The sequence below is a fragment of the Maledivibacter halophilus genome, assembly GCF_900167445.1.
Classification (GTDB): Bacteria; Bacillota; Clostridia; order Peptostreptococcales; family Caminicellaceae; genus Maledivibacter; species Maledivibacter halophilus.
The window spans coordinates 65,632-90,230 of the sequence record NZ_FUZT01000014.1 but is presented as its reverse complement, the minus strand read 5'-3'; the positions used below and the strand labels follow the sequence as shown (position 1 = coordinate 90,230).

The window sequence follows — 24,599 nt, the reverse complement described above, 5'->3', positions numbered from 1 at the left end:
AAAAATTAAGAAAGCTATTGAAAACCAAATAGAAGAATATTATAATGGGAATATAAATAAAGAACGTCGTTCCGTGGTATAGAACACCACGGCACATTTTAGATTTTAAAATAGAACAATGTTCTGATCATCAGAACAAATATAAGGAGGTGAGACGATGAAACTTGTTATAATCGGAAATAGTGCAGCAGCTCTTAATGCTATAGAAAAAATAAGGAAATATGATAAGGACTTAAAAATTGTAGTTATCTCAAAGGAAAAGAGAAGAGCTTATTCAAGGGTATTATTGCCATATTACCTAAGGGGAAAATTTAAGGCTCGTGAAAACCTTTACATAAGAGATGAAATCTATTATGAAGAATTAAATATTGAGTACATAGAAGATGAAGTTGTTAAGCTTGATGATTCAAATAAAAAGCTTTTACTTAGAAATGGTGGTAATATTAGTTTTGATAAGCTTTTAATTACAACTGGTTCGTCACCGTTTAAACCACCTATAAAGGGATTAGACAATGATGGAATATATCATATGTGGACCTTTGAAGATGCTGTGAAGCTAGAACCATACTTTAAAGAAGGTAACAAGGTTTTAATTTTGGGGTCAGGATTTGTGTCTCTTCAGGCAGCTTGGGCGGCCCTTGTTAAAGGATTAGATGTTTATGTTTATGAGCTTATGCCTAGAATAATGCCCAGGGTTTTAGATGATAAAAGTGCAGGAATATTGATGGAACAAATGATAAAATTAGGTGTCGATTTAAAACTGAAGATTTCTACCCAGGAAATTAAAAAACTTGAAAATGGGAAACTAAAAGTTTGTGCAAAGGGTGAAGATGATGTAATTGTAGATTTTATTATTGTAGGAACTGGAGTTAAACCCAATATTAAATTTATCAGAAATACTTCCATAGAAATAGATAGAGGTATTCTTGTTAATGAATACATGGAAACCAGTGTAAAAGATATTTATGCAGCTGGCGATGTTACTCAGGGACCTACGGTATTTGGAGAGAAGTATATTATTCACGCATTATGGCCAACAGCTGTTGAGCAGGGAAAAATAGCAGGTACAAATATAATTGGGAACAGGGAAGCTTATGGTGGAAGTTTAAATATGAATGTGACCCAAATGTTTGATATTACAGTTGCTTCAACAGGAAATTTTAATGAAGAAGAAACATCTCAGGTATGGATGTATGATCTTGGTGAAAAGGGATTTTTTAAAGTGGTATTAGAAGATAAAGTTCCAGTTGGAGCTTCACTAGTTGGAAAATCTGAACTAGTAGAATTTTTAGGTATACTTAGACCAATTATAAGAAAAAAAGTTGAAATAAATTGCCAAAGAGACAATTTATTTGAATATTTACGAACTAAGTGTCAAGTTTAAGGATAATGGAGTGAGATAAATGAAAAAAGCTTCTATTTTATCGATTATTTCAAGGGAATCAAATACTGGTAAGACAACTTTTATTCAAGGAATTGTTCCCAAGCTTACAAGAAGAGGATATAAAATAATGACACTTAAATACAGCTGCTATGATTTTAATATAGATTACAAAAATACAGATAGCTATAAGCATTTTAATTCTGGTGCCGTTAGAACTGTATTAGTTGGACCTCAAAAGTGTGCAGTTATTGAACAAACAAATAGGCATAAAGAAATATATGAAATTGTAAATTCCTATAACGATATTGATTTAATAATTGCAGAAGGATTTAGAAATATTAATGAGCCAACTATAGAAATTATTAGGGAATCTATTACAAAAAAAATTATTACCTCAAGAAAAAATTTAATTGCAATAGCTGCGGATACAGATGATTTAAAAACAACTGCTCCGATTTATAATTTGAATGATTATTGTAGAATTTGTGATTTTATTGAGAATACACTTTTAAACAGAAAAGTTTTAAATATTACAGGGTGATTTAATTTAACGGATTACATAATTATTCTATCTATTATGGAATTTTGCTAAATTAGAGTTATGTAAAATCTTTAATTTGGTGAAGCTGGGGAGGTGGTAATGTGAAATACGTAACTATGGATTTAGACAAATGTGTTGGATGTAGGAACTGCGAATATGCCTGTTCATTTAAGCAAGCAAATAATTTTAATAGAAATGATTCCAATATAAGAGTGAATTTTTATCCTGAAACAGTGATTTGTATTCCCATGACTTGCATGCATTGTACAGAGGCATGGTGTTTGGAAATATGTCCTGCAAATGCTATAAGCAGAGATAAAGAAACAGGGGCTGTAATAATAAATCAGGATAGATGTGCGGGATGCAAAATGTGTATGCTGGCATGTCCCTATGGGAACATACACTTTGATTCTTCGAAATTGGTAAGTAAAAAATGTGATCTATGTGGTGGAGACCCTAATTGTGTAAAATTCTGTATATCTGGAGCATTGCAGTTTGAAGAAGCGGAAGATTTATTTGAATCTAAACGAGAAGCTTTAAATAGCAAGATACAGCAGCTTATACTTAATAAAAAATTAAAGGCCCAAGGAGGTGAATATAATGGAAAATAATAAAAAAAATGTAGTGAAGACCCTTTGTAGAATGTGTGATGATCATTGCGGTATTAATGTTTATCTAGAAAATGATGAAATAGTTGATATTGATGGAAGTAATCATTATTGGAATCGTGGAAGAATATGTGTAAAAGGTAGAGCGGGAGTAGATTTGTTTAATGGAAAGGATAGAATATTAAAGCCCCTTAAAAAAGTAAATGGCAAATTTGTTGAGATAGGTCTTGAACAAGCATTAAATGAGATATCTAAGAAAGTGCTCAAGATTAAGGAGGAATACGGAGCAAGATCCTTTGGTATTTGGAAGGGCGAAGCAGTTGGATTTGCACAGCAAGAGGAACTAGCAAGAAGATTTATACATGCTTTTGGATCTCCAAATTATTTTTCTAATGACTCCCAATGTTTTGTAGGGAGATGGATTGGGTATTCATTAGTGGCAGGTGCGTGGATGGCACAACCGGATTTTGAAAATTCTAAATGTATATTGCTTTGGGGAGCAAATCCACCAAATGCACATCCTAATATGACACAATACATAATGAGGGCAAAGGGAAAAGGAGCAAAAATAATTGCTATTGATTCAAGGTTAAGCCATATAGCTAGACAAGCCCATGTGTTTGCACAAGTCAGGCCTGGGACAGACGGGGCATTAGCCCATGGAATTATGAGATTATTAATTGAAAGGGATGGAATAGATAAGGAATTTATTAGAAAGTATACCCAGGGATATGACAAATTAAAGGAATATGTAAAGGAATTTACAGATGAATATGTAGAAAGGGAAACGGGAGTAGATAGAAATATACTTCATCAAATAGTTGACTTTATAATACAGGGAAGGCCCCATGTAATTAATTATGTAGGAAATGGCCTTGAGCATCATGAAAATGGAATAAATAATATAAGAGCCTGTGCTTGTATAGATGCCTTAGTAGCAAGCTTTGATCAAAAAGGTGGAAACTTTATGCCAGAGGGATTTGGCCAAAGAAAGCTTACCTTATATGATGAATTACCATTGACACATTTAAAGCCTATAGGTGCAGATAAATTTCCTGTATTGTATGAATATAGACAGGAATGTCATACCATGACGGCAATGAATACAATTCTTTCCCAAGACCCATATCCTTTAAAGGGAATGATAATAATAGGTGCAAATCCGGCACTAACTAATCCTAACACTAAAAAAGTTGTAAAGGCTTTAAAAAGTTTAGATTTGTTAGTAGTAAGGGAGCTGTTTATGTCAGAAACAGCTGAGCTTGCAGATTATGTACTACCTGCCGCATCATATCTTGAACGCTCTGAAATGCACTGCCATGGAATGCATCAAGTTGTTGCCCTGACCAATAGAATATGTACTATACCTGAAGTTCAGGATGAATATCAATTTCTACATGATATAGCCCATAGTGTGGGAATAGGAGAATATTTTCCATGGGAAAATGAAGATAAGTTAAATGAATGGCTGGTAGAGCCGACTGATGTTTCAATAGATATATTAAAGCAGAACCCAGAAGGATATCAGTATAAGCCCTTAAGATATAAAAAATGGGAAGAGAAGCTAAATAACGGTGAAAAGCCATTTAATACAAAAAGCGGAAAAATAGAATTGTATTCTGAGTATCTTGATAGCTTAGGCTATGATGGATTGCCAGTTTATAAATCACCGGATTATATAGAAAATAAAGATGATGAGTATCCATATACTATGATAACGGGAGCAAGAAAATTAATTTACTATCATGGAAGGAATAGAAACTTTAAGAGATTTAGAACTGCTATCCCCGGTCCGGAAGTAGAATTACATCCAGTAGATGCAGCAAAGCTTAATGTTAAAGATGGTGATGCAGTTATAATAACATCTCAAATAGGAAGCCTAGAAATACCTGTGAAGATCAGACATGAAAAAGAAATTATGCCAGGAATGATACAAATAACCCATGGCTGGAAGGAGGCTAATGTAAACCTTATAACACATGATGATAGATTTGATCCTATTGATGGCTTCCCACTAATGAAGTCAGTAAAGGTGAAAATTGAAAAAAAAGAAAAATAAACTATTTTTCAATTGAAGGAGTGTTACTGATGATTGATAAAAATGTGAAAGGGAAACCCAGTGTTATGGAGTCATTATTACTGTTTTTAAGTATTGTTGCTATATTGATAATAGGTATTATGGTATTAAAAACAGATATACATGTTTTATTAATATTAGGGTTGTGTGTAACCTGTTTAGTATCATTTAGATATGGTTATAAATTCGATGATTTACTTAAGGGAATGCAAAAAAGTGTTAGTCGAGCAATGGTAGCCATGGTTATATTTATTTTGATAGGTACAATTATTGGTTCATGGATAACAGCAGGAACTGTACCAGCTCTAATATATTATGGTCTTAAGTTTTTAAATCCTAAATTTTTTCTTCCACTGGGATTAATAATTTGCAGTCTTACATCATTGGCAACAGGAACTTCCTGGGGAACAGCAGGGACTGTAGGTATAGCTTTAATGGGAATGGGCGTTGGACTGGGAATACCTGCACCGGCCGTGGCAGGTATGGTAGTGGCAGGTGCATTTTTTGGAGATAAAATGTCACCTATATCGGATACAACGAATCTATCAGCTGTATCTGCCGGTGCTGATTTGTATGATCATATAAAGGCCATGGCATATACAACTGTTCCATCATATTTAATTTCAATCATTATTTATACCTTCATTGGATTTAAATATGCCAGTGGAAATGGAAATCCTGAGGATATACAAATGATACAGGATACATTAGCTGCTAATTTTAATCTCAATCCTATAGTAATATTACCAATGATTGTTTTATTTACATTGAATCTGAAGAAGGTACCAGCTGTACCAGCAATGATAATCGGTACCTTTACAGGATTACTAGTAGCAGTAATATTCCAAGGAACAAGCTTAAGTAGTGCATTATCATCATTAAACTATGGATACACCAATAAAACTGGTATAGAATTAGTAGACACTCTTTTAGTAAGGGGCGGTATACAAAATATGATGTGGACTTTTTCTCTATCCTTTATAGCCTTATGCCTAGGTGGTGTTTTAGAGGAAGTTGGATACTTAAAAGCTTTGATAGAAGGTATACTTTCTAGAGTAAAGAGTGTAGGGGCGTTGGTTTCGATGGTTATTTGCACAACAATTTTAGGAAATGCATCAATGGGAGAAATATATCTTGGAATCATACTTAACGGGAGTTTATACAAAGAGGCATTTAAAGAAAAAGGACTTAAACCAGCGATGCTTAGCCGCTTACTTGAAGAAGGTGGAACCTTAACAGGGCCATTAATTCCCTGGACAACAGCAGGAGCATTTATGGCAACTACATTAGGGGTTTCAACTATAAAGCTTGCTCCATATGCCCTATTAAATATCATTAATCCAATATTATCAATTGTACTATCATTTATGGGAATATTTGTGCTTTGGGAGAATAAGAAAGTAAAGAAACCACTTAGTAAAAATAAAGCTTAAAAATTTAAAACAACATAATGAATGAAAAAGTATTTCCCGAACAAGATTGCTCGGGAAATATTTAACACAATAGTAGAACAGAATTTCAAAATCTAAGGAGGAACTTATGAAAATACTTGTAATAAACCCTGGAGGTACTTCTACAAAAATTGCGGTTTTTGACGGGGAAAAGAAAATATTTAAGAAAAGTATTAAACATACAGCCGAGGATTTGAAAGAATTCAAAACAGTGTTTGATGAGTATGAATATAGAAAAAAATTAATATTAGATTCTATAAATGAAGGGAATATATCTGTAGATTCTTTAAATTGCGTTGTAGGTAGAGGTGGACTTATGAAACCTATAGAAGGCGGCGTCTATAGAGTTAATAAAAGAATGCTTGAAGATTTGAAAAATGCAATAAATGGAGAGCATGCTTCAAATTTAGGGGCTATACTTGCTAAGAATATTGCTGATGATATAAATGTCCCATCCTTTGTTGTAGATCCAGTATCGGTAGATGAATTTCAGGATATATCCAGAATTACAGGATTATCAGATATTGAGAAAGCAAGCTGGCTCCATTCATTAAACCATAAGGCTGTATGTAGGAAAATAGCAGAAAAAATGGGAGGAAGATATGAAGATTTTAACTTTATAGCAGCTCACCTTGGGTCGGGAATATCAGTAGTAGTCCATAATAAAGGTAGAATGATTGATGGAAGTGGTGGAAGATCAGATGGGCCCTTTTCTCCGGAGCGAAGTGGTGGATTATTGGTATATCCTCTAATTAAGCTTTGTTATTCTGGAAAATATACATGTAAGGAAATGGTGGCAAAGGTCAGTACCATAGGTGGAATGTACGATTATTTGGGGACAAAGGATATTATGAAAATAGAGGAAATGATAGAAAAGGGCCATAGGAAAGCAAAGCTTGTTATGGATGCGTTTATATATCAAATTGCAAAGGAAATATCCATGTATGGAGCTTCCTTATATGGAGAGATTGATAAGATAATATTAACAGGTGGTATAGCAAATTCAAAGATGGTAACCGGTGGAGTACAGAAAAGGGTAGAATATTTAGCACCAGTAGAAATTGCTCCAGGAGAAATGGAAATGGAAGCCTTAGCCCTTGGAGCAATGAGGGCACTTAAAGGAGAAGAAGTAGTAAAGGAATATCTATAGTATAGGAGGTGAAAACTGTGCTGAAAAGCTTTGATGAAGCAATAGAAAAGGTGAAAAAAGTAGGCCCTTACACTCTTAGCGTTGCAGGTGCAGAGGATGAAGAGCTATTAAAGGCAGTGAAAAAAGCTGTGGATATGGGATTTATAAAACCAATACTTGTAGGGAATGAAGGAAAAATAAAAGAAATTATAAAAAAAGTTAAATTGGATAATTGTAAAGTAATTAATAGCTCTACTTCGGAGGAAGCAGCATTGGAAGCTGTAAAGCTTGTAAAAAAGGGAAAAGCCCAGGTGCTTATGAAGGGACTTGTAAATACATCTGTTTACATGAGAGCAGTACTTAATAGACAGCATGGGCTGAGAACCGGAAGGCTTATTAGCTTAATGGCAGTATATGAACTTCCTGGATATCACAAGCTTTTATATTGTACAGATAGTGGAATAAATACAGCTCCTAATCTTAAGCAAAAAAAAGATATATTAATAAATGCTTTAAAGGCAATGAAAAGGATGGGATTGAATAATCCTAAAGTGGCAGCTTTAGCGGCAAATGAGATGGTAGATGAAAAAGTACAGGCCACAGTAGATGCTGCTGAATTAGTAAAAATGAGAAGGAATAATGAAATATCAAAGTGTATTATTGAAGGTCCTATAGCATTTGATGTAGCCTTTGATAAAAATGCAGCCCAGCACAAGGGGATAGACAGTCAAATATCAGGAGATGTGGATCTACTATTGTTCCCAAATATTGAAACAGGAAATGTATTGGGAAAATCATGGCTTCATTTCAATAAAGCTAAATGGGTAGGTATTGTACTTGGAGCTTCAAATCCAGTAATACTCGGTTCAAGGTCCGATACAGCAGAGATTAAAATAAATTCAATTGCCTTAGGGTGTCTGGCGTCGTCACAGATATAGTATTTTATAACTAGAGGGGGAGATAATTATGAAGCTATCAACTAGATTAAGTGTTATGAAGCCTTCAGCAATTAGGGAAACAGGAAAACAGATAGCTGCAAGACCAGGATGTATGTCCTTTGCAGCAGGGCTTCCATCACCACAATTAATACCAGTAGAAAAGGTAAGAAAAATAACTGATAAAATATTGAAGAAAAAGGGGGCTATTGCTTTGCAATATGGTCCCACAAAGGGACATGAGCCATTAATAGAGAAGATAGTCAAAATAATGGAAGAAAAGAATGTGACTGCAACAAGGGAAAATATTCAGATAACAACGGGGTCTCAACAGGCAATATTTTTTAGCGCCATGATGTTTGTTAATAAAGGAGATACAGTAATTACGGAAAATCCAAGTTATCTGGGAGCTTTAGCAGCCTTTAGACCCTTTGAATGTAATTTTAAAGGAATAGATGTAGATGAAGATGGAATGAAATTAGATGAGCTTGAAGCAGTATTGGAAAAGGATAATAATGTTAAAATGATATATGTAGTACCAAATTTTTCAAACCCTACGGGAAGAACTTGGTCCTTAGAAAGAAGAAAAAAATTGCTTGAAATTGCAGGTGAATATGATCTTCCAATAGTAGAAGACAATCCATATGGAGAAATAAGATTTGAAGGGGAAGATATACCCACAATAAAAGCTTTGGATAAAGAAAATAGAGTAATATATTTAGGATCATTTTCTAAAATATTTTGTGCTGGATTAAGAGTAGGTTGGATATGTGCAGATAAAAATCTTATAAATAAATACGAAATAATGAAGCAAGGTGCAGACCTTCAATCAAATCAACTTGCCCAAATGCAGGTTGATGAATTTCTTAATGAATATGATATGGAAGAACAGATAAAGGAAATTATAAAGGTATATAAAGTTAAAAGAGATTTAATGTGTAGGCTTATAGATGAAAAGTTTCCTAAAACAGTAAAAAGAACAGATCCCAAGGGGGGAATGTTCCTTTGGATTGAGTTTCCTAATGGGGTAGATGCTTCAAAATTACTTCAAAAAGCATTAGAATTAAATGTTGGATTTGTACCTGGAGGACCTTTCTATCCAAATGGTGGACACGAAAATACAGTAAGACTTAATTATTCAAATATGTCGCAAGAACAAATAGTAGAAGGAATTGGACTTTTAGGAGAACTTTTCAGTAGGGAGTTTTAAAATGTACAGTCTAAATATGATAAACTCAAGTGAAAAAGCTAAAAAAATGATGAAATACCGTTGGTTAATTTGGGGAGTAATCGTACTTGCATATGCAATAAAGTTTTTTCATTCCCTATCAATGGGAGTTGTAAAGGATACGATTATTGCTGAATTTGCATTAACAGAGACTACCTTTGTTTCTATAGGAAATAGTTTTTTTTATATATATCTTATTATGCAAATACCTACTGGGCTATTGGTTGATACCCTTGGCGCAAGAAAAACAGCCTCCTATGGCACTTTAATAGCTGCCTTTGGAATAATTTTATTTAGCTTTTCCCACAGCGTAGCTCTATTATATGTAGGAAGAGGTATGGTAGGACTTGGAACATCTGTAGTATTTGTGTCTATACTTAAAATTCAATCAGAGTGGTTTAAAGAAAGTGAATTTGGAACTATGACTGGAATCACTTGCTTTATAGGGGTTTTAGGAGGAGCTTTGGCACAAACACCTCTGGCATTAATGGTTTCAAATATTGGATGGAGGAATTCCTTTAGAGGAATAGGTATAGTTTCTATGGTAGTGGCTGCTGCAATATATTTTATAGTAAGAAATACTCCAAAGGAATTGGGAATGCCTTCAGTAAAGGAGTTAGAAGGAAAATTAAATGAAGATAAAAGTGAATCTAATGAAGACAATATAAGTATAATGACGGGACTGCTTCAAGTCCTTAAAAACCCAAAAACCTGGCCAGTATTTTTCATGTATGCAGGATTTTATGGGACCTATGTAATTATGATGGGATATTGGGGAACATCATTCATATCCAGTGTTTATGGAAAATCCACAATACAATCCTCCAATTATATAACAGCTGGAGTATTGGGAAGTGCCATTGGTTCTATGGTAATTGGAAATATATCAGATAAAATAAGAAGCAGAAAAAAGCCTTTGCTTATATCTGGTGGGTTATACGTCTTTACATGGGTTTTTATAGTCTTTGCAAAGGGAGGGCAGCCTCCATCATTCCTACTATTACCCTTAATATTTATGGTAGGCTTTATGAGTTGTGCTTATGTAATAAGCTGGCCTTGTATAAAGGAAGTCAATCATCCCAAATATGTCGGAGTATCAACGTCAGTAGCTAATATAGGTGGATTTTTTGGAACTATAGTACTTCCTCCAATAGTTGCAAAGGTTTTCGACAAATACAGCTTGACATTATCACCTGCAGCTTTATACCAAAAAGCCTTTACAGTAGTACTTATAGCAGCAGTAATAGGATTTATTTCATCTCTATTTGTAAAAGAAACAGGATGTAAAAATATATATAGAAAATTTTGATGAAAGCCTTAGAATATAGAAACTACTTACACACTTTCCATGAATAATCTGGGCTAAAGAATATTACTTGAAATAAAAAATAATGCTTTGAGTTAGAAAATCTACTCAAAGCATTATTTTTTATTTGTATATTTATGTTCGTTAAACCAAATAAAGAGAAGCAACCTCTGAGGTTTCCATTTTTAAAGTTAGTTATGTTTATAAAAAAAATCATATCCTAATTTAAGGGCCTTTGTATTTATTTCTTCAAATTTTTCTTTACCCTTTTTTCTAAACATGTCATTCATACCCTTTATTCCTTCATCCTCTGTAAAATCGTTTGTTATCTTTAATATGACCCCGGCCATTATAATATTTGCGCCCTTTGGATGATTTATTTCCTTGGCTAAATTGGAGCATGGAACTTCTATTATTTTAATATCGTCTCTAATAGTATTATCATATGTAACCATATCGCTATTTATTATTACTGTTCCACCTGGAGCCACAATATGGATAAATTTATGTAAAGAAGGATTGTTCATGGCTAATAGTATATCTGGTTCTTCTTGAGAAGGATTATATATTGTATCATTTCCATATTTAACTGTACAATTGGCAGTTCCACCCCTCATTGCAGAGCCATAGGAAGGTATCCATGTGGCTTTTAAGCCTTTATGCACAGCTATTTGTGAAATTACCAGTCCTGCTGTTAGTACACCTTGACCTCCAAAACCGGCAAATAGGATTTCTTTCATAGTTACTTTACCTCCCTAGTTTTAAATTCTCCCAATGGGTAGTATGGAATTATTTCTTCTTCTAATCTATCCATAGCTTGTAATGCAGTCATTCCCCAATTGGTTGGGCAAGGCGAAAGAACTTCAACTACAGAATAGCCTTCACCCTTTATTTGAGCATCTAAAGCGTTTTTTATATAGCCCTTTAACTTGTTTATATTGGCAGGATTAGTAACTGTACCCCTTGCAGCATATGCAACATCAAATTGACTTGCAATAAGCTCCGGAAATTTTATAGGAGCACCTGTTATTGAGCAGTCTCTACCATAAGGAGTTGTTGTAGTTTTTTGACCGGGCATAGTTGTATTACTCATTTGACCGCCTGTCATACCATAATTTGTATTGTTTACTATAATAACTGTGAAATTTTCATTCCTATATGCAGCACTGGTTGTCTCTGCCAGTCCTATACTATAGGCATCACCATCACCTTGATATGAAACTACTATGTTTTCTGGAGATACCCTTTTCATGCCTGTGCAAACTGCTGAAGCACGACCATGGAGACAGTGTAATCTATCTGTTTCAAGTATTCCCCCTAATAAGCTTGAACATCCAACGCCTATTCCAAAAATTATATTGTTGTCTTGATCCAGTTCTTCTAAACATTCGGATATAAGTCTAATTACTATTCCATGTCCGCAACCAGGACAAAAAGATGAAGGCTTATCTGCTATTGAAGGAACTTTTCTTGATTTAGCCATAATTAGTATACCTCCTTAATTTCGCCGGATATTATTTTAGCAAAGTCAGATTTTATAGTTTTCATGGCTGGTATTCCATAGACATAGGGTAAGCAAAAGATTGGAATATCTGCTTTTAAGTATTTTTTAACTGTTAATGCAACATCATCCACCATTTGTCCAGTTGCATTAGATTCAACTGTAATAAAGCCCTTAACATTAGGATTCACTTTAGTAAAGGCTTTTTCTGGAAATGGCCATGCAGTAATTGGCCTAATAAACCCTACTTTATAACCTTCTGCTCTAAGCTGTTTAACTGCACCTTGAGTAGACCTTCCTGGTAATCCATAGGATACAAAGATATAATCTGCATCTTCTACATCTCCATCTTCCCATCTTTGTTCATTTTCTTTAATGGTATTGTGTTTTTTATTTAATAAGGTGGCTTCTTTCATAGAATCTCTATCGAAAATACCAACCTTTTTATATGAGTATTTTCCGTCAAAACCCCAGGTGTGTCTTTTGACTTCCTTAAATTTAGGAAGGTCACAGGGTTCCATCATTTGTCCTAGGGCTCCCTCTGTCATAAGTGTACAAACAGTTCTATATTTTTCAGCAAGGTCAAAGGCTAATCCAATTAAATCAACGGCTTCCTGAATACTTGCAGGGGATAGTACAATTGGTCTGTAGTCCCCGTTTCCACCACCCCTTGTTTCCCTCAAATAGTCACATTGGGATGTGTGTAGAGTTCCTATGCCATTGCCATATCTAACAACATTGATTACAACTGCAGCTAGTTCTTCATCATATAATTGAGAAATACCTTCCTGTTTTAAACTTATTCCAGGACCAGAAGAGGCAGTAAAGCTTCTAACTCCACATGCTGCTCCACCTATTACCATGTTTATTCCAGCTATTTCACTTTCAGCCTGTATAAATGTTCCACCAACCTCATTCATACGCCATGATAAATATTCCATTATTTCTGTAGATGGAGTTATTGGGTATCCTGCGTATAGTCTTGCTCCGGCCCTTATTGCAGCTTCAGCTATAGCTTCATTACCTTTGATCATATCTCCCATAATTTTTTTCCTCCTTAAATTATGTATTAACCTAAAATTTCGTATACCCCATCTGGGCACATAGTATAGCAAATACCGCAGGCTATGCATTTATCATCGTCTATTACTACAGTTCTGTATCCAAATTCATTGAAATTTTTTGTGAATGTTATTGCATTTTTAGGACAGTTCACCAAGCATAGTCCACATTGTTTGCATCTTTTTGAATTAACCTTTACTTTCATGATAAAATTCCCTCCTAACTTAGAGTCCTATGTGTACTATTTTTATGAGTACGGTTCTAATAATTGTTTTTATATCCGTTCCATCTAATAGAACATCGTTCTCTTTTCAATATTAGTATATCATTAATCCATAAAATTGTAAATCCAAATATATAGTGAATAAAATTGGAAAGTAAATCTATACATTAAAAAAATCCCAGAAGCATTCATTATTTTCTTTGAAATTTATAATACTTGAGGAAATTGCATAATTCTAACTTGGCTGGGTTGCATAATATATATGGTATGTCTTTGGAGATTTTTAAACTATATGTAGTAGATAGTTTTTACAGAAGGTAATTATGCAATTTGCTCACTTATAAAAAGAATGCAAAATATTAAAAAAATATTAAGAAAATTGTCGAATGATTTATGGTATTGTAATTATAAGTATATAGATATTCCAGTAAAATAGTTAATTTATACATCTCAAAAATCCTTAGAAATGCTGGATATTTTGATACGTATAAATTAAATTTTACTATGGGAAATCTATATAGATAAAGAAATTAAAAGTTCAATTGGGTAGGTGACAAAAATGTAAGTTTATGAATTGTTTTGTAAGTTAAATGAATGGACTTTGTAGTATAAATTATGTATAATGTTTGCTATATAATATTATAGTTGTTTTTAGCTTGAATAAATTACACAAGGAGTTGTATTAAGTGAAGAAAAAATATTTAAAAATTGGACTTGTGATTATTGTAGTAATTGCAGTAGGAACAGCATTGTTTTTGAATTTTAAGAAAAAATCAAATATTGAAGGCATGAATAATTTAGAAGAAAATAATATTGGTTTAGACAATACTGCCGTTGTGGAAAAAGGGAATATTGAGACAAATATAACTGGAACAGGGAATATTCAATCTAAAGTAGTAAAGGAATTGAAAACGAAAAAGAATGGAACAGTAGGAAATCTATATGCCAGTGAAGGACAGAAAGTAAATAAGGAAGATATAATATTGGATTTGAGAGATGAATCCGACAGCATAACAATAGAGCAAAGTGATTTAAATGTTTTTGAAGCAGAAAGTGAGCTTGAAGAATTAAAGGAAGAAGCTGAGAATCTAATAGTAAAATCTTCTGTTTCCGGTACAATTAGTGAAATTTTTGTAGAAGAAGGGGAAGAAATATCGAATAATCAAAAATTCTTAAGAATTATTGATAAAAGCATTTTAGAAGTAGTTGCCCCCTTTAGTAATAAACAAGTTGAAAAAATGAATATTGGCGATAATGTAGATGTTGTTTTACTGGGAAGCTATCAAACAATAAAGGGGAAAATTACTAAAATAAGCAAGGAAGGCTATGGAACAGAAAATGGTGGATTGATGCATGATGTAACCATTGAATTAAAAAATCCTGGAGCTTTGATTGAAGGTAATGAGGTTCAAGTAAAAATTAACAAAGGTGGATTCTATTATACATCACAAAATAAATCTAGCAAGTTAAAATGGAAAACTAATAAAATCGTAGAGTTTAAGATTGCTGGGACATTAAGTGAAATAAATGTTGAAGAAAATCAGAAAATTAATAAAGGGGATATTCTTGGAAAAATCAGCAATGAGGATCATTTAAGGGAGATTGAAATTCAAGAAAAGCGATTAAGAAACAAAAAATTGGAATTGAATAATAAAAAGAAAGAGCTGAATGAGGATGCTATATATGCACCTATTTCAGGAACCTTAATAAAGCTAGATGTAGTTTCTGGTGAAAATATACTTTCTGAGGAAGTAGTAGCAAAGGTGGCAGATTTAGATAATTTAGAGGTGACTATTCCTGTAGATGAATTAGATATTCTAAAAATCAGAAAAGGTCAGGAAGCCGTTATAAATGTGCCTGCCTTAGAAGATGTAAATTTTAAAGGAAAAGTAACTGATATATCTGAAGTAGGAAAAATTGAAAATGGGATTGCAACCTTTGATGTTACTATAAGTATAGATGATCCAAAGAATTTAAAGCTTGGTATGAGTGCCAGTGTGAAAATTCTACTGGATTCTAAGGAAAATGTATTAATGGTTCCGGTAGACTGTGTAAATGAAAGAGAAGGAAAATATTATATAAATATGCAGGATGAAAATGGAGAAGCCAAGGAAATTGAAATAGAGGTTGGACTGGTATCCAAGGATTTTGCAGAAATTAATTCGGATAAATTAAAAGAAGGAGATAAAGTATTAAAGGGGACTGTATATTAAAATGGAAAAATCAATAATACAAATGAAGGATATAAGGAAAACCTATAAAACAGGACCTTTAGAAGTAGAGGTTTTAAAGGGAATATCAATAGATATAAAGCAGGGAGAGTTTGTTTCTATAATCGGCGCAAGTGGCTCAGGTAAATCTACACTGATGAATATAATGGGCTGTTTGGATACATGTACATTTGGAGAATATTTATTGGATTCAAAGGATATTAATGCCTATAGCGAAAAGGAACTAGCAATTGTAAGAAATAGAAAAATAGGTTTTATTTTTCAAAAGTTTAATTTGCTTCCAAAGTTAAACGCCTATGAAAATGTTGAGCTTCCTTTATTATATAAAGGTGTAGATAAGAAAAAGCGTAGAGAAAATGTATTGAAATCCCTGGAAATGGTAGGTCTTAAAGATAGACTAAAGCATAAACCCTCAGAAATGTCAGGAGGGCAGCAGCAAAGAGTAGCTATTGCCAGGGCCCTCGCAGGAAAACCTCCATTGATTCTAGCCGATGAACCAACTGGAAATCTAGACAGTAAATCAAGTGATGAAGTAATGGATATTCTAGTAGATTTAAATAAAAAAGGAATTACTGTAATACTGATAACCCATGACCAAGATGTGGCAAAGCTGGCCAACAGAATAATCGAAATAAAGGATGGGGAAATTGTAGGCGAAATAAATCAGATATAGAGGGGATAAAAATGGATTTACTTACAATAATAAAACTTTCTATTAAAGAAATAGTTTCTAATAAATTGAGATCCTTACTGACGATGCTGGGAGTAATAATAGGTGTCTTTTCCATAATAGTTTTAGTATCCATAGGTCAAGGAGCAACTGCTACAATAACTGCTGACTTGGAAAAGGGATCAAATATTGTGAATATTAACCTTTTCCCAAAGGACCCTAATAAGCTTATGGACTATGAAGACACGATGGATTATTATGAAAAATTTGATGTAAAAAGTGTATCGGCCCTCTTAAATTCTAATGGTGAGGTAAAGTATAAGGATGCTAAACAGAGCTTTCCTATTAAGGGCGCCGATAGTAATTATATTGGATTGAATGATCAAAAACTTTCAAAGGGAAGGTTTATTGCCCCCCTTGATATAGAATATCGTCAAAAGGTTGCAGTGATAAATAATATGATGATGGAGACCTTTTTTAAGGGCGAAGACCCTATTGGTAAAGATATAAAAATAAACGGAGAAGTTTATAAGGTTATAGGTGTAGCTGAAGATAAAGAAGCTTCAATGTTTATGATGTCAGAAGAAGAGGTATATATTCCTATTACAACTATGCAGAGGGTTATGAGAAAAAAGGGAATAGACAACATCATGATTGAAGCAAAAAGTAAGGATGAAGTAATAAACCTTTCTGAGGAAATAAAGAAATCTTTAGAAAAGTTATATCCTCCAGAGGATGAATATTCAAGACAATTTTATATATATACCCCTGAAGAAATATTAAAAGAAGTAAATAAGACAACAAGGATTCTTACCTTAATGCTTGGGGGGATTGCTGGTATATCTCTATTGGTTGGAGGTATCGGGATTATGAATATAATGTTTGTATCAGTGACAGAAAGAACTAGGGAAATAGGTATTAGAAAGGCAATAGGTGCTCAGCGTAAAAATATACTTTTACAATTTTTAATAGAATCCAGTGTAGTAAGCGGTGTAGGTGGAATAATCGGTATTTTACTGGGAATTGGTGTAAGTAGTGCTGTAACAAAATTCACACCACTTCAAACTAAGGTTAGTATTGAAATTATTTTATTGGCATTTTGTTTTTCATTGGCAGTTGGAGTTATTTTTGGAATATATCCAGCCAATAAAGCAGCCAAATTGAAACCTATTGATGCACTACGATTTGAATAGTTAACTTTAAAAAAGCTTTAGAATTTTTATTAATAAAAATTCTAAAGCTTTTATTAAAATGTTCTATTTATCCAGTGATAAATTACAAAATCTGATAAAATATATTAATAGATGTAGTATTGATTAAATCTTTATATAGGATTTTAAAAAACTGCATATCTATAAGAAAGGAGCTAATAATCTTGAAAATAGTTTGTATTGGTGATAGTTTGACCTATGGATTTAAAGTAAGAAGGTCAGAGGTTTGGACGAAACTAATGGAAAACAAGTATGATATTAAGGTACTAAATAAAGGTATCAATGGTGATTCTACCGGAGGAATGCTCTCAAGATTTTATCGGGATGTTGTAGACAATAAGCCCTTTTATGTACTTATTATGGGAGGAGCCAATGATTTGATTATGGGAGTTCCTTTGAATATTATTAGATCCAATATTTCTACCATGGTGCATCAATCCTATGGAAATAATATAATACCTATTATTGGAACCCAGCCCCTTACTGAGCCCTACATGGCACAAAAATATTGGTCTAGTATAACTAATTTTGAAAGGGTAAATAAAGAATTATTAAAATTGAGAAAGTGGATTATGGAATTTAGTAAGATTTTTAATGTGCAAGTGATAGACTTTTGTAAAGAGTTAGATGAAAAGATAACAGAGGAAAATACCAAGGATATTTATATTGATGGATTACATTTTACACCCAAGGGTAATGAAATGATGTTGAATGTTATAAGTGCCCAGGATAATTTAAGATTTATTAAATAGATATGATTAAAAATCACAAAAAACTGCTCATAAGCAGTTTTTTGTTGGAATGTGAGGAAATACAAATATATATGAAATGAGTAAAAATACTCATTAATAGCATTATTTTCAATTATCTTTGAACCCTACCGGAAGCATCTCCCTTTGCTAAAGCTTCAACTTCATCTACAGAAACTAGATTAAAATCTCCATGGATTGTATGCTTTAAAGCAGATGCAGCAACTGCAAATTCTAAAGCATCTTTATAATCTTTTCCGGATATAAGGGAATAGATTAATCCGCCAGCGAAGGAATCACCTCCGCCAACTCTATCAACGATTCTTACATCATACTTTTTAGAATGATAGAATTCATTTCCATCATAGATTAGAGCTGACCATCCATTATCAGAAGCAGAATAACTTTCCCTTAAGGTTGTAACTACATATTTAAAATCAAAGGTTTCCTTCATTTGTTTAAATATGCTTTTATAACCTTCAAGCTCTAGTTCTCCAGTAGTTACATCTGTATTACCAGGTTTAAAGCCAAGTACCTTTTCAGCATCTTCTTCATTTCCTATACAAACATCAACATATTTCATTAAATTAGTCATAACTTCTTTAGCTCTCTGGGGAGTCCATAATTTTTTTCTGTAATTCAAGTCAACAGATACTGTAACTCCATGCTTTTTAGCAGCTTTTAGAGCTTCTTCTGTAAGTAGAGTAGCTTTTTCACTTAAAGCTGGTGTAATTCCTGAAAAATGGAACCACTCAGCATCTTTAAATATTTCATCAAAATCAAAATCCTTTATATCAGCTTCAGATATAGATGAATTAGCTCTATCATAAACAACCTTAGAAGGTCTCATAGAAGCACCTGTTTCTAGATAATAGATACCAACTCTATCTCCACCCCTTGCAATATAGTCAGTATTCACTCCAAATCTTCTTAAATGATTTACTGCACTATCTCCAATTGGGTTTTCAGGTAGCTTTGATACAAAATGAGAATCTAGTCCATAGTTTGCTAAAGAAACAGCAACATTTGCTTCTCCACCACCATATACAACATCAAAGGAATCCGCTTGAATGAACCTTTCATATCTTGGGGTAGAAAGTCTAAGCATTATTTCTCCCATAGTAACTACTTTCTTCATAGTAATACCTCCATTAATAAATTAGTAATATATAGATTCGTATAAAAAATTTAAGTAAGGAAGTAGCCCCTGAGGTTTCCTCGCCGGCGATTTTTATGAACCTGTTTATCATTCAAATATATAATTAAAACAGGTTTATTACATGAGACAAAAGAATTCTCAGTGGCTACGACCGTAAATTAGCATTATATATTTAAGAATTTCTAGCTTCTTTAATTTTTGCAACAAATTTTTTAGCTGTTTCAGTTATATCTTCTGATGAACCTTTAGTTAAGGCTCCACCGGCTCCAACTGCAACACAGCCATTTTTAATCCACTGATCAACATTATCTAGACTAACTCCACCGGTTGGCATAAGCACAGCTTGTGGAAGAGGTCCTCTAATGGCTTTTATAACCGATGGTCCAAAGGCACTTCCAGGAAATACTTTAATAATATCTGCACCGGCTTCCATAGCCCTAATAATTTCAGTTATAGTCATGCAGCCTGGCATATAAGGAATTTGATATCTATTACATAGTTTTGCAGTATCTAAATCAAAGGCTGCACTAACTATGTATTTTGCTCCAGCTAGTATAGCTATTCTTGCTGTTTCACTGTCAAGGACAGTACCTGCACCTACCAAAAGCTTATCACCGAACTCATTAGTTAAATCTTCAATTACTTTATGTGCTCCTGGAACAGTAAAAGTAATTTCTATTGCATCTATTCCACCTGCCATACATGCTTTAGAGATATTCATAGCTTTTTCTGTATTCTCAGCCCTAACAACAGCAACGATACCAGTATCTTCGATTCTTTTAATAATTTCATATTTTCTCATAAGTACCCTCCTAATATCAGTTTCGTATTATGAAACTATGTTTTGCAAAATGAACCTTTACTTAGATTATAAGAAAAAAAAGATGTTTTAGCAAGGGGAAATTTATATTTTTTAAAATTTATAAAAAAAATAAAGGATCTTGAATATTAATAAACATATCCAAGATCCTTAGAAATTGCTTTAGTGGTTTCATTAACCAGTTTTCCAAAACATTTTATTTTTTCTTTATTAATTCTCATTTTAGGGGTAGAGATGCTTATGGCGTATTTAATACTTTTATCATAGTTAAATATTGGCGCAGCAACACATATTACTCCTTTTTCATTTTCTTCATTATCCACAGCAAAACCATTATTTCTTATGTCATCTAATTCCTTTATCATCTTTTCCTTTGAGGTAATTGTATTTTCAGTTAGCTTATTTAGATTATTTTCTATATTGTTCCAAAGAGATAAAAATTCATTATCTTTCAAATGTGCCATATAAGCTTTACCCACCGCAGTACAATATATTGGTATTCTTTTTCCAATATAAGAATGCATTCTTATGGTATTATGAGACTCTATCTTGTCAATATATACAATTTCACTTTTTTCTATTAATACTAGGTGAACTACTTCATTTGTTTTATCTGAGAGTTTTTTAATATGGGGTTTAGCTATACTTACTATATCTAGAGAATTTAAGCAGCTATTACCAATTTCCAAAAACTTAAAAGAAAGCTTATATTTATTATTTTCTGAGTTTTGATTAACATATCCTCTATAAATTAAAGTATTTAAAAGCCTGTGGACAGTGCTTTTATTCAAATTTACCTTCTTAGATAAAGCTATTAAACCAATTTCATCCTCATCCCTTAAAGCTTCTAATATATCAAAGGCTCTATCCACTGATTGTACAATATCAGATTTCATATTATGAATCACCCTTTCTGAATATGAACTTAATTGATAGTATAGGATAAAAAAATATAATATGCAATAAGTTTTATTATAAATTTTAGTTTTACAGTAATATATTTAAAAAAGTTGAGGATTTATAAAAAAGCAAATTTAGACAATAAGTTTTGCTAAAAAAAATTTTTTTAAGCAAAAAATTTTTTTGATAAATTCACTTTATTATGTTATACTAAAAAATATCCAAGAAAAATATAATCTGATTTTTATATATTAAAATAAAACCGAAGGATTGGGAAGTGAGAAAAAGATGAAAAATATACAAGAAGAAATTGTATTATTTAAAAGAATAATAAAATGTATTGGAGCGCAATTTGGTAAGGATTGTGAAGTAGTACTTCATGATTTAAAAAGACCATATGATAGTACGATTGTAGCTATAGAAAATGGACATGTAACTGGCAGAGGTATTGGAGATTCAGGAACAAATTTAGGGCTTGAAGTTTTAAGAGGGACAGTAGAAGGAGAAGATAGGTATAATTATGTGACTCAAACTAAAGAAGGAAGAGTTCTTAGATCATCATCTATATATATAAATGATGATGATGGAAATGTTATTGGAAGTATTTGTATTAATTTTGATATCACAAATCTTATTATGGTTGAATCAAACTTAAAAAGTTTAATAAATTTTGAGAAAAATGAAGAAACAAAAGAATTTTTTACAAATAATGTAGATGAGTTATTAGATATACTTATTCAAGAATCTCTTCAACAGATTGGTAAGCCAGTGGCATTAATGACAAAGGAAGATAAGATGAAAGGATTAGATTATTTGGATAAGAAAGGTGCTTTGTTAATTAAAAAATCAGGCGATAGGATATCAAAGTTTTATGATATTTCTAAGTATACTCTATATAATTACTTGGAAGAAATAAGAACTACTAATGATTAAATGGCTTTTGAATGAATTTGTGGAAAACGTTTAGTACTAATCTATAGAGATTTTTACAAGATAGATTTTTTATTAAAGTTACTATAAATTAAGAAAGGAGGGAAATGAAAATTTTATATATGAAAGGAGGTGAAGTAGAGTTAAATTAAAAAGCTTTAGATTATATAAAAAGAAAAAAGGCAAAGAAAAACTTTGCCAAAAAAATAAAAATATATAAAAAACTTTACGAATACAATTATAAATCAAAATCTTATTTATAGCAAGAAAATAGAAAATTTTGTAAGGAGGGTTATTATGAACACTACGATATTTTTTGTATGTTTTTCGATATATATGGCTCTAATGGTATTTATAGGATGGCGTGTATCTAGGGGCCAGTCAGGAGAAGACTATCTAATAGGTTCACGTGGAATTAATGTATTTCTTATAATTGGTACAATGTTAGCAACACAAGTAGGAACAGGATCTAGTATGGGTGCTTCAGGATTTGGATATACCAATGGTTGGGCTGGTCTATTATATGGAGTTGGTGGTTTTGCAAGTATTGTATTAGTTGCACTTTTATTTGCAGATGTGCGTAAATATGGATTTTTAACTATGTCTGAAGAAATTTCTTTTTATTATGGAGCAAATAAATATATAAAAAGTATTGTGTCAATCTTGATTTATATTGCTTCAGTAGGTTGGTTAGGAGCCCATATACTTGGAGGAAGTATGTATTTGTCATGGGTTACAGGTATTGACCTTTTAGCTGCTAAGCTTATTACAGTTTTAGGTTTTGGTATTTATGTTACCATTGGAGGATATTTAGCTGTTGTATGGACTGATGCAATACAGTCAATTATTCTTTTTGTCGGATTTATTGTTGTAGCTATTATGTCAATACCAGAAGCAGGTGGATTTGAAGCAATAAGACAAGCAGTGCCAAATGATGCCCTTTCCTTTCTAGGAATAGAGAAATATGGAGTTATTCCAGCAATATCATTATTAATTGCAATTACAGTGGGAGGATTAGCAGTCCCATCTTTTCGCCATAGAATTTATTCTGGAAAAGACGTTAAATCTGTAAAAAAAGGTTTTTTATGGACTGCTGGACTATATGCCATATTTGCTGTTTTCCCTGTTATCATTGGAATGTCAGCCTTTACCATTAATCCTTCATTAGAAAATAGTAGTTTTGCAATTCCATTTATGGCAATGGAAGTTCTGCCAGCAGGACTTGGAATGTTGATTTTAATTGCTGGATTAAGTGCAACTATGTCTTCCGGCGATTCAGATGCAATAGCAGGGGTTACAATCTTAATGACTGATATTTATAGTATGGTTTTTGGAAAAATGCCAGATGAAGATAAAATGGTTAGAAACTCACGTATTGCTACTGTATTAACATTAGGAATTGCCTTTGTAATGGCTGCTGGAGCAACGAATATTACAAATTATATTGCTAATATGATATCTACAACCTTATCAGGGCTTGCAGTAGCTTCAATCATGGGTAAATATTGGAAAAGGGCTACTTGGCAAGGTGGACTTGCAGCTTTGATAGGAGGTTCTATATGTTCTATTTTAGCAACAAATAGCGGTGAATTAATGGAGCTTTTAGGAGACCCAACAATTCCTTCTCTAGCTGGGGCCTTTATTGCATGTGTCGTTGTAAGTCTAATGACATCAGAAAATAAAGTATCACGAGAAGAAGCATTAAGACTTATTCAAGAGAATCGTAAAAAATAATTAGAAATTTATATAGATAGAATGGGAAAAATATCAAAAAGGGAGAATTAGAAATGGCTGAATGGAAAAGTGATAAAGAATTAATTGAATTGGTAAAAAAAGAATTATATACACCGGTAGTAGGAGATATCTTAGATGAGCTTGGATACTATCATCAATTTCTACCTCAAGAAATTCAACCAATGAGAGAAAGTGATATAATTGTAGGACGTGCTATGCCAGCCCTTATGATTGATGTATATGGACCGCAAAAGAAGCCATTTGGTCTTTTGACAGAAGCATTGGATCAACTGCAAGAAAATGAAGTGTATATTGCCAGTGGTGGTGATATGCGCTGCGCCTATTGGGGAGAGATACTTACTGCAACAGCTAAGTATCGTGGAGCAGTAGGAGCTATAGTAAATGGATTTCATCGTGATACACCAAAAGTAATGGTTCAAAATTGGCCTGTTTTTAGCCGTGGAAGATATGCTCAAGATTCATCAGTGAGAACGCAGGTAGTTAATTATCGTTGTTCAATTGAGGTTGGAAACGTATGGATTGAACCTGGAGATTTAGTTTTTGCTGATCTTGATGGGGTATTGATTATACCACAAAAAGTAGAGGTTGAAGTGATTGAGAAGGCACTAAAAAAAGCAAGGGCTGAGAAAACTGTCTTGAAGGAGATTCAAAGTGGAATGTCTTCTACAGAAGCGTTTGAGAAGTATGGTATATTGTAATTATTTTTCTATAGAGTTTATAGTTCTGAAA

Annotated in this window: 23 protein-coding genes; 16 read left to right on the top strand and 7 right to left on the bottom strand. The window is 32.8% G+C overall.

What is annotated here, in order from left to right; genetic code table 11:
- Positions 1–157 precede the first annotated feature (157 nt).
- The 9 genes from B5X81_RS21890 (at position 158) to B5X81_RS21850 (ending at position 10,662) form a co-directional block, all read left to right on the top strand.
- Positions 158–1,384, top strand: a complete 1,227-nt coding sequence (locus B5X81_RS21890) for an NAD(P)/FAD-dependent oxidoreductase (protein ID WP_079494915.1) — start codon at positions 158–160, stop codon at positions 1,382–1,384.
- A gap of 19 nt (positions 1,385–1,403) precedes the next feature.
- On the top strand, positions 1,404–1,925 hold the full coding sequence (gene mobB / locus B5X81_RS21885) for a molybdopterin-guanine dinucleotide biosynthesis protein B (RefSeq protein ID WP_079494913.1): 522 nt from the start codon (positions 1,404–1,406) through the stop codon (positions 1,923–1,925).
- 101 nt (positions 1,926–2,026) lie between these two features.
- On the top strand, positions 2,027–2,536 hold the full coding sequence (locus B5X81_RS21880) for a 4Fe-4S dicluster domain-containing protein (protein ID WP_244282205.1): 510 nt from the start codon (positions 2,027–2,029) through the stop codon (positions 2,534–2,536).
- Entirely contained in the window at positions 2,526–4,592 is a 2,067-nt protein-coding gene (locus tag B5X81_RS21875; RefSeq protein ID WP_079494912.1) for a molybdopterin-containing oxidoreductase family protein, read from the top strand. The genes B5X81_RS21880 and B5X81_RS21875 overlap by 11 nt, the downstream gene beginning before the upstream one ends.
- A gap of 29 nt (positions 4,593–4,621) precedes the next feature.
- Complete coding sequence (gene nhaC, locus B5X81_RS21870) at positions 4,622–6,043, top strand: Na+/H+ antiporter NhaC (RefSeq protein ID WP_079494910.1); 1,422 nt, start codon at positions 4,622–4,624, stop codon at positions 6,041–6,043.
- Positions 6,044–6,149: 106 nt separating this feature from the next.
- Positions 6,150–7,211, top strand: a complete 1,062-nt coding sequence (gene buk, locus B5X81_RS21865; protein WP_079494909.1) for a butyrate kinase — start codon at positions 6,150–6,152, stop codon at positions 7,209–7,211.
- 17 nt (positions 7,212–7,228) lie between these two features.
- On the top strand, positions 7,229–8,128 hold the full coding sequence (locus B5X81_RS21860) for a bifunctional enoyl-CoA hydratase/phosphate acetyltransferase (RefSeq protein WP_079494907.1): 900 nt from the start codon (positions 7,229–7,231) through the stop codon (positions 8,126–8,128).
- Positions 8,129–8,156: 28 nt separating this feature from the next.
- Entirely contained in the window at positions 8,157–9,335 is a 1,179-nt protein-coding gene (locus B5X81_RS21855; RefSeq protein WP_079494906.1) for an aminotransferase-like domain-containing protein, read from the top strand.
- 1 nt (position 9,336) lies between these two features.
- Positions 9,337–10,662 (top strand): MFS transporter, encoded by a 1,326-nt coding sequence (locus B5X81_RS21850; RefSeq protein ID WP_244282204.1) that lies wholly within the window; start codon positions 9,337–9,339, stop codon positions 10,660–10,662.
- Between the two features lie 188 nt (positions 10,663–10,850).
- Here the strand turns inward: B5X81_RS21850 and B5X81_RS21845 are convergent, their stop codons facing one another.
- From B5X81_RS21845 to B5X81_RS21830, 4 genes are read right to left on the bottom strand one after another with little or no spacing between them, the layout of a single operon-like run.
- Complete coding sequence (locus tag B5X81_RS21845; protein ID WP_079494904.1) at positions 10,851–11,399, bottom strand: 2-oxoacid:acceptor oxidoreductase family protein; 549 nt, start codon at positions 11,397–11,399, stop codon at positions 10,851–10,853.
- Between the two features lie 2 nt (positions 11,400–11,401).
- The gene (locus B5X81_RS21840) at positions 11,402–12,142 is read right to left on the bottom strand and encodes a thiamine pyrophosphate-dependent enzyme (RefSeq protein ID WP_079494903.1); all 741 of its coding nucleotides are present in this window, start codon (positions 12,140–12,142) and stop codon (positions 11,402–11,404) included.
- A 2-nt stretch (positions 12,143–12,144) separates the two neighbouring features.
- Positions 12,145–13,203: a 3-methyl-2-oxobutanoate dehydrogenase subunit VorB gene (locus B5X81_RS21835; RefSeq protein WP_079494901.1), complete on the bottom strand. Its 1,059-nt coding sequence runs from the start codon at positions 13,201–13,203 to the stop codon at positions 12,145–12,147.
- Positions 13,204–13,229: 26 nt separating this feature from the next.
- On the bottom strand, positions 13,230–13,427 hold the full coding sequence (locus B5X81_RS21830; RefSeq protein ID WP_079494900.1) for a DUF362 domain-containing protein: 198 nt from the start codon (positions 13,425–13,427) through the stop codon (positions 13,230–13,232).
- A 704-nt stretch (positions 13,428–14,131) separates the two neighbouring features.
- Between B5X81_RS21830 and B5X81_RS21825 the strand changes: the two genes are divergently transcribed.
- From B5X81_RS21825 to B5X81_RS21810, 4 genes are all read left to right on the top strand, one after another.
- The gene (locus tag B5X81_RS21825) at positions 14,132–15,658 is read left to right on the top strand and encodes an efflux RND transporter periplasmic adaptor subunit (protein ID WP_079494898.1); all 1,527 of its coding nucleotides are present in this window, start codon (positions 14,132–14,134) and stop codon (positions 15,656–15,658) included.
- Between the two features lies 1 nt (position 15,659).
- Complete coding sequence (locus B5X81_RS21820) at positions 15,660–16,349, top strand: ABC transporter ATP-binding protein (RefSeq protein ID WP_079494897.1); 690 nt, start codon at positions 15,660–15,662, stop codon at positions 16,347–16,349.
- Positions 16,350–16,360: 11 nt separating this feature from the next.
- On the top strand, positions 16,361–17,539 hold the full coding sequence (locus B5X81_RS21815; protein WP_079494895.1) for an ABC transporter permease: 1,179 nt from the start codon (positions 16,361–16,363) through the stop codon (positions 17,537–17,539).
- Between the two features lie 182 nt (positions 17,540–17,721).
- A complete protein-coding gene (locus B5X81_RS21810; protein WP_170917546.1) occupies positions 17,722–18,309 on the top strand; it encodes a GDSL-type esterase/lipase family protein in 588 nt (195 codons plus the stop codon).
- 112 nt (positions 18,310–18,421) lie between these two features.
- On the opposite strand, the gene B5X81_RS21805 is transcribed toward B5X81_RS21810, so the two are convergent.
- The 3 genes from B5X81_RS21805 to B5X81_RS21795 form a co-directional block, all read right to left on the bottom strand.
- Positions 18,422–19,444, bottom strand: a complete 1,023-nt coding sequence (locus B5X81_RS21805) for a sugar kinase (RefSeq protein ID WP_079494892.1) — start codon at positions 19,442–19,444, stop codon at positions 18,422–18,424.
- A gap of 193 nt (positions 19,445–19,637) precedes the next feature.
- A complete protein-coding gene (locus tag B5X81_RS21800; protein WP_079494891.1) occupies positions 19,638–20,267 on the bottom strand; it encodes a bifunctional 2-keto-4-hydroxyglutarate aldolase/2-keto-3-deoxy-6-phosphogluconate aldolase in 630 nt (209 codons plus the stop codon).
- 146 nt (positions 20,268–20,413) lie between these two features.
- Complete coding sequence (locus tag B5X81_RS21795) at positions 20,414–21,181, bottom strand: IclR family transcriptional regulator (protein WP_079494889.1); 768 nt, start codon at positions 21,179–21,181, stop codon at positions 20,414–20,416.
- A 292-nt stretch (positions 21,182–21,473) separates the two neighbouring features.
- Here B5X81_RS21795 and B5X81_RS21790 point away from each other — a divergent pair, with 292 nt between their 5' ends.
- The 3 genes from B5X81_RS21790 (at position 21,474) to B5X81_RS21780 (ending at position 24,568) form a co-directional block, all read left to right on the top strand.
- Positions 21,474–22,118, top strand: a complete 645-nt coding sequence (locus tag B5X81_RS21790) for a helix-turn-helix transcriptional regulator (RefSeq protein WP_079494888.1) — start codon at positions 21,474–21,476, stop codon at positions 22,116–22,118.
- A gap of 294 nt (positions 22,119–22,412) precedes the next feature.
- Complete coding sequence (locus B5X81_RS21785; protein ID WP_079494886.1) at positions 22,413–23,849, top strand: sodium:solute symporter family protein; 1,437 nt, start codon at positions 22,413–22,415, stop codon at positions 23,847–23,849.
- A gap of 53 nt (positions 23,850–23,902) precedes the next feature.
- Entirely contained in the window at positions 23,903–24,568 is a 666-nt protein-coding gene (locus B5X81_RS21780) for an RraA family protein (protein ID WP_079494885.1), read from the top strand.
- Positions 24,569–24,599 lie beyond the last annotated feature (31 nt).

What these genes read in the sequence shown, in the direction of transcription:
- B5X81_RS21890 (WP_079494915.1), top strand. Translation starts at nt 158, where the DNA reads ATGAAACTTGTTATAATCGGAAATAGTGCAGCAGCTCTTAATGCTATA.
- mobB (WP_079494913.1), top strand. Translation starts at nt 1,404, where the DNA reads ATGAAAAAAGCTTCTATTTTATCGATTATTTCAAGGGAATCAAATACT.
- B5X81_RS21875 (WP_079494912.1), top strand. Translation starts at nt 2,526, where the DNA reads ATGGAAAATAATAAAAAAAATGTAGTGAAGACCCTTTGTAGAATGTGT.
- nhaC (WP_079494910.1), top strand. Translation starts at nt 4,622, where the DNA reads ATGATTGATAAAAATGTGAAAGGGAAACCCAGTGTTATGGAGTCATTA.
- buk (WP_079494909.1), top strand. Translation starts at nt 6,150, where the DNA reads ATGAAAATACTTGTAATAAACCCTGGAGGTACTTCTACAAAAATTGCG.
- B5X81_RS21855 (WP_079494906.1), top strand. Translation starts at nt 8,157, where the DNA reads ATGAAGCTATCAACTAGATTAAGTGTTATGAAGCCTTCAGCAATTAGG.
- B5X81_RS21850 (WP_244282204.1), top strand. Translation starts at nt 9,337, where the DNA reads ATGTACAGTCTAAATATGATAAACTCAAGTGAAAAAGCTAAAAAAATG.
- B5X81_RS21845 (WP_079494904.1), bottom strand. Translation starts at nt 11,399, where the DNA reads ATGAAAGAAATCCTATTTGCCGGTTTTGGAGGTCAAGGTGTACTAACA.
- B5X81_RS21840 (WP_079494903.1), bottom strand. Translation starts at nt 12,142, where the DNA reads ATGGCTAAATCAAGAAAAGTTCCTTCAATAGCAGATAAGCCTTCATCT.
- B5X81_RS21835 (WP_079494901.1), bottom strand. Translation starts at nt 13,203, where the DNA reads ATGGGAGATATGATCAAAGGTAATGAAGCTATAGCTGAAGCTGCAATA.
- B5X81_RS21830 (WP_079494900.1), bottom strand. Translation starts at nt 13,427, where the DNA reads ATGAAAGTAAAGGTTAATTCAAAAAGATGCAAACAATGTGGACTATGC.
- B5X81_RS21820 (WP_079494897.1), top strand. Translation starts at nt 15,660, where the DNA reads ATGGAAAAATCAATAATACAAATGAAGGATATAAGGAAAACCTATAAA.
- B5X81_RS21815 (WP_079494895.1), top strand. Translation starts at nt 16,361, where the DNA reads ATGGATTTACTTACAATAATAAAACTTTCTATTAAAGAAATAGTTTCT.
- B5X81_RS21805 (WP_079494892.1), bottom strand. Translation starts at nt 19,444, where the DNA reads ATGAAGAAAGTAGTTACTATGGGAGAAATAATGCTTAGACTTTCTACC.
- B5X81_RS21800 (WP_079494891.1), bottom strand. Translation starts at nt 20,267, where the DNA reads ATGAGAAAATATGAAATTATTAAAAGAATCGAAGATACTGGTATCGTT.
- B5X81_RS21795 (WP_079494889.1), bottom strand. Translation starts at nt 21,181, where the DNA reads ATGAAATCTGATATTGTACAATCAGTGGATAGAGCCTTTGATATATTA.
- B5X81_RS21790 (WP_079494888.1), top strand. Translation starts at nt 21,474, where the DNA reads ATGAAAAATATACAAGAAGAAATTGTATTATTTAAAAGAATAATAAAA.
- B5X81_RS21785 (WP_079494886.1), top strand. Translation starts at nt 22,413, where the DNA reads ATGAACACTACGATATTTTTTGTATGTTTTTCGATATATATGGCTCTA.
- B5X81_RS21780 (WP_079494885.1), top strand. Translation starts at nt 23,903, where the DNA reads ATGGCTGAATGGAAAAGTGATAAAGAATTAATTGAATTGGTAAAAAAA.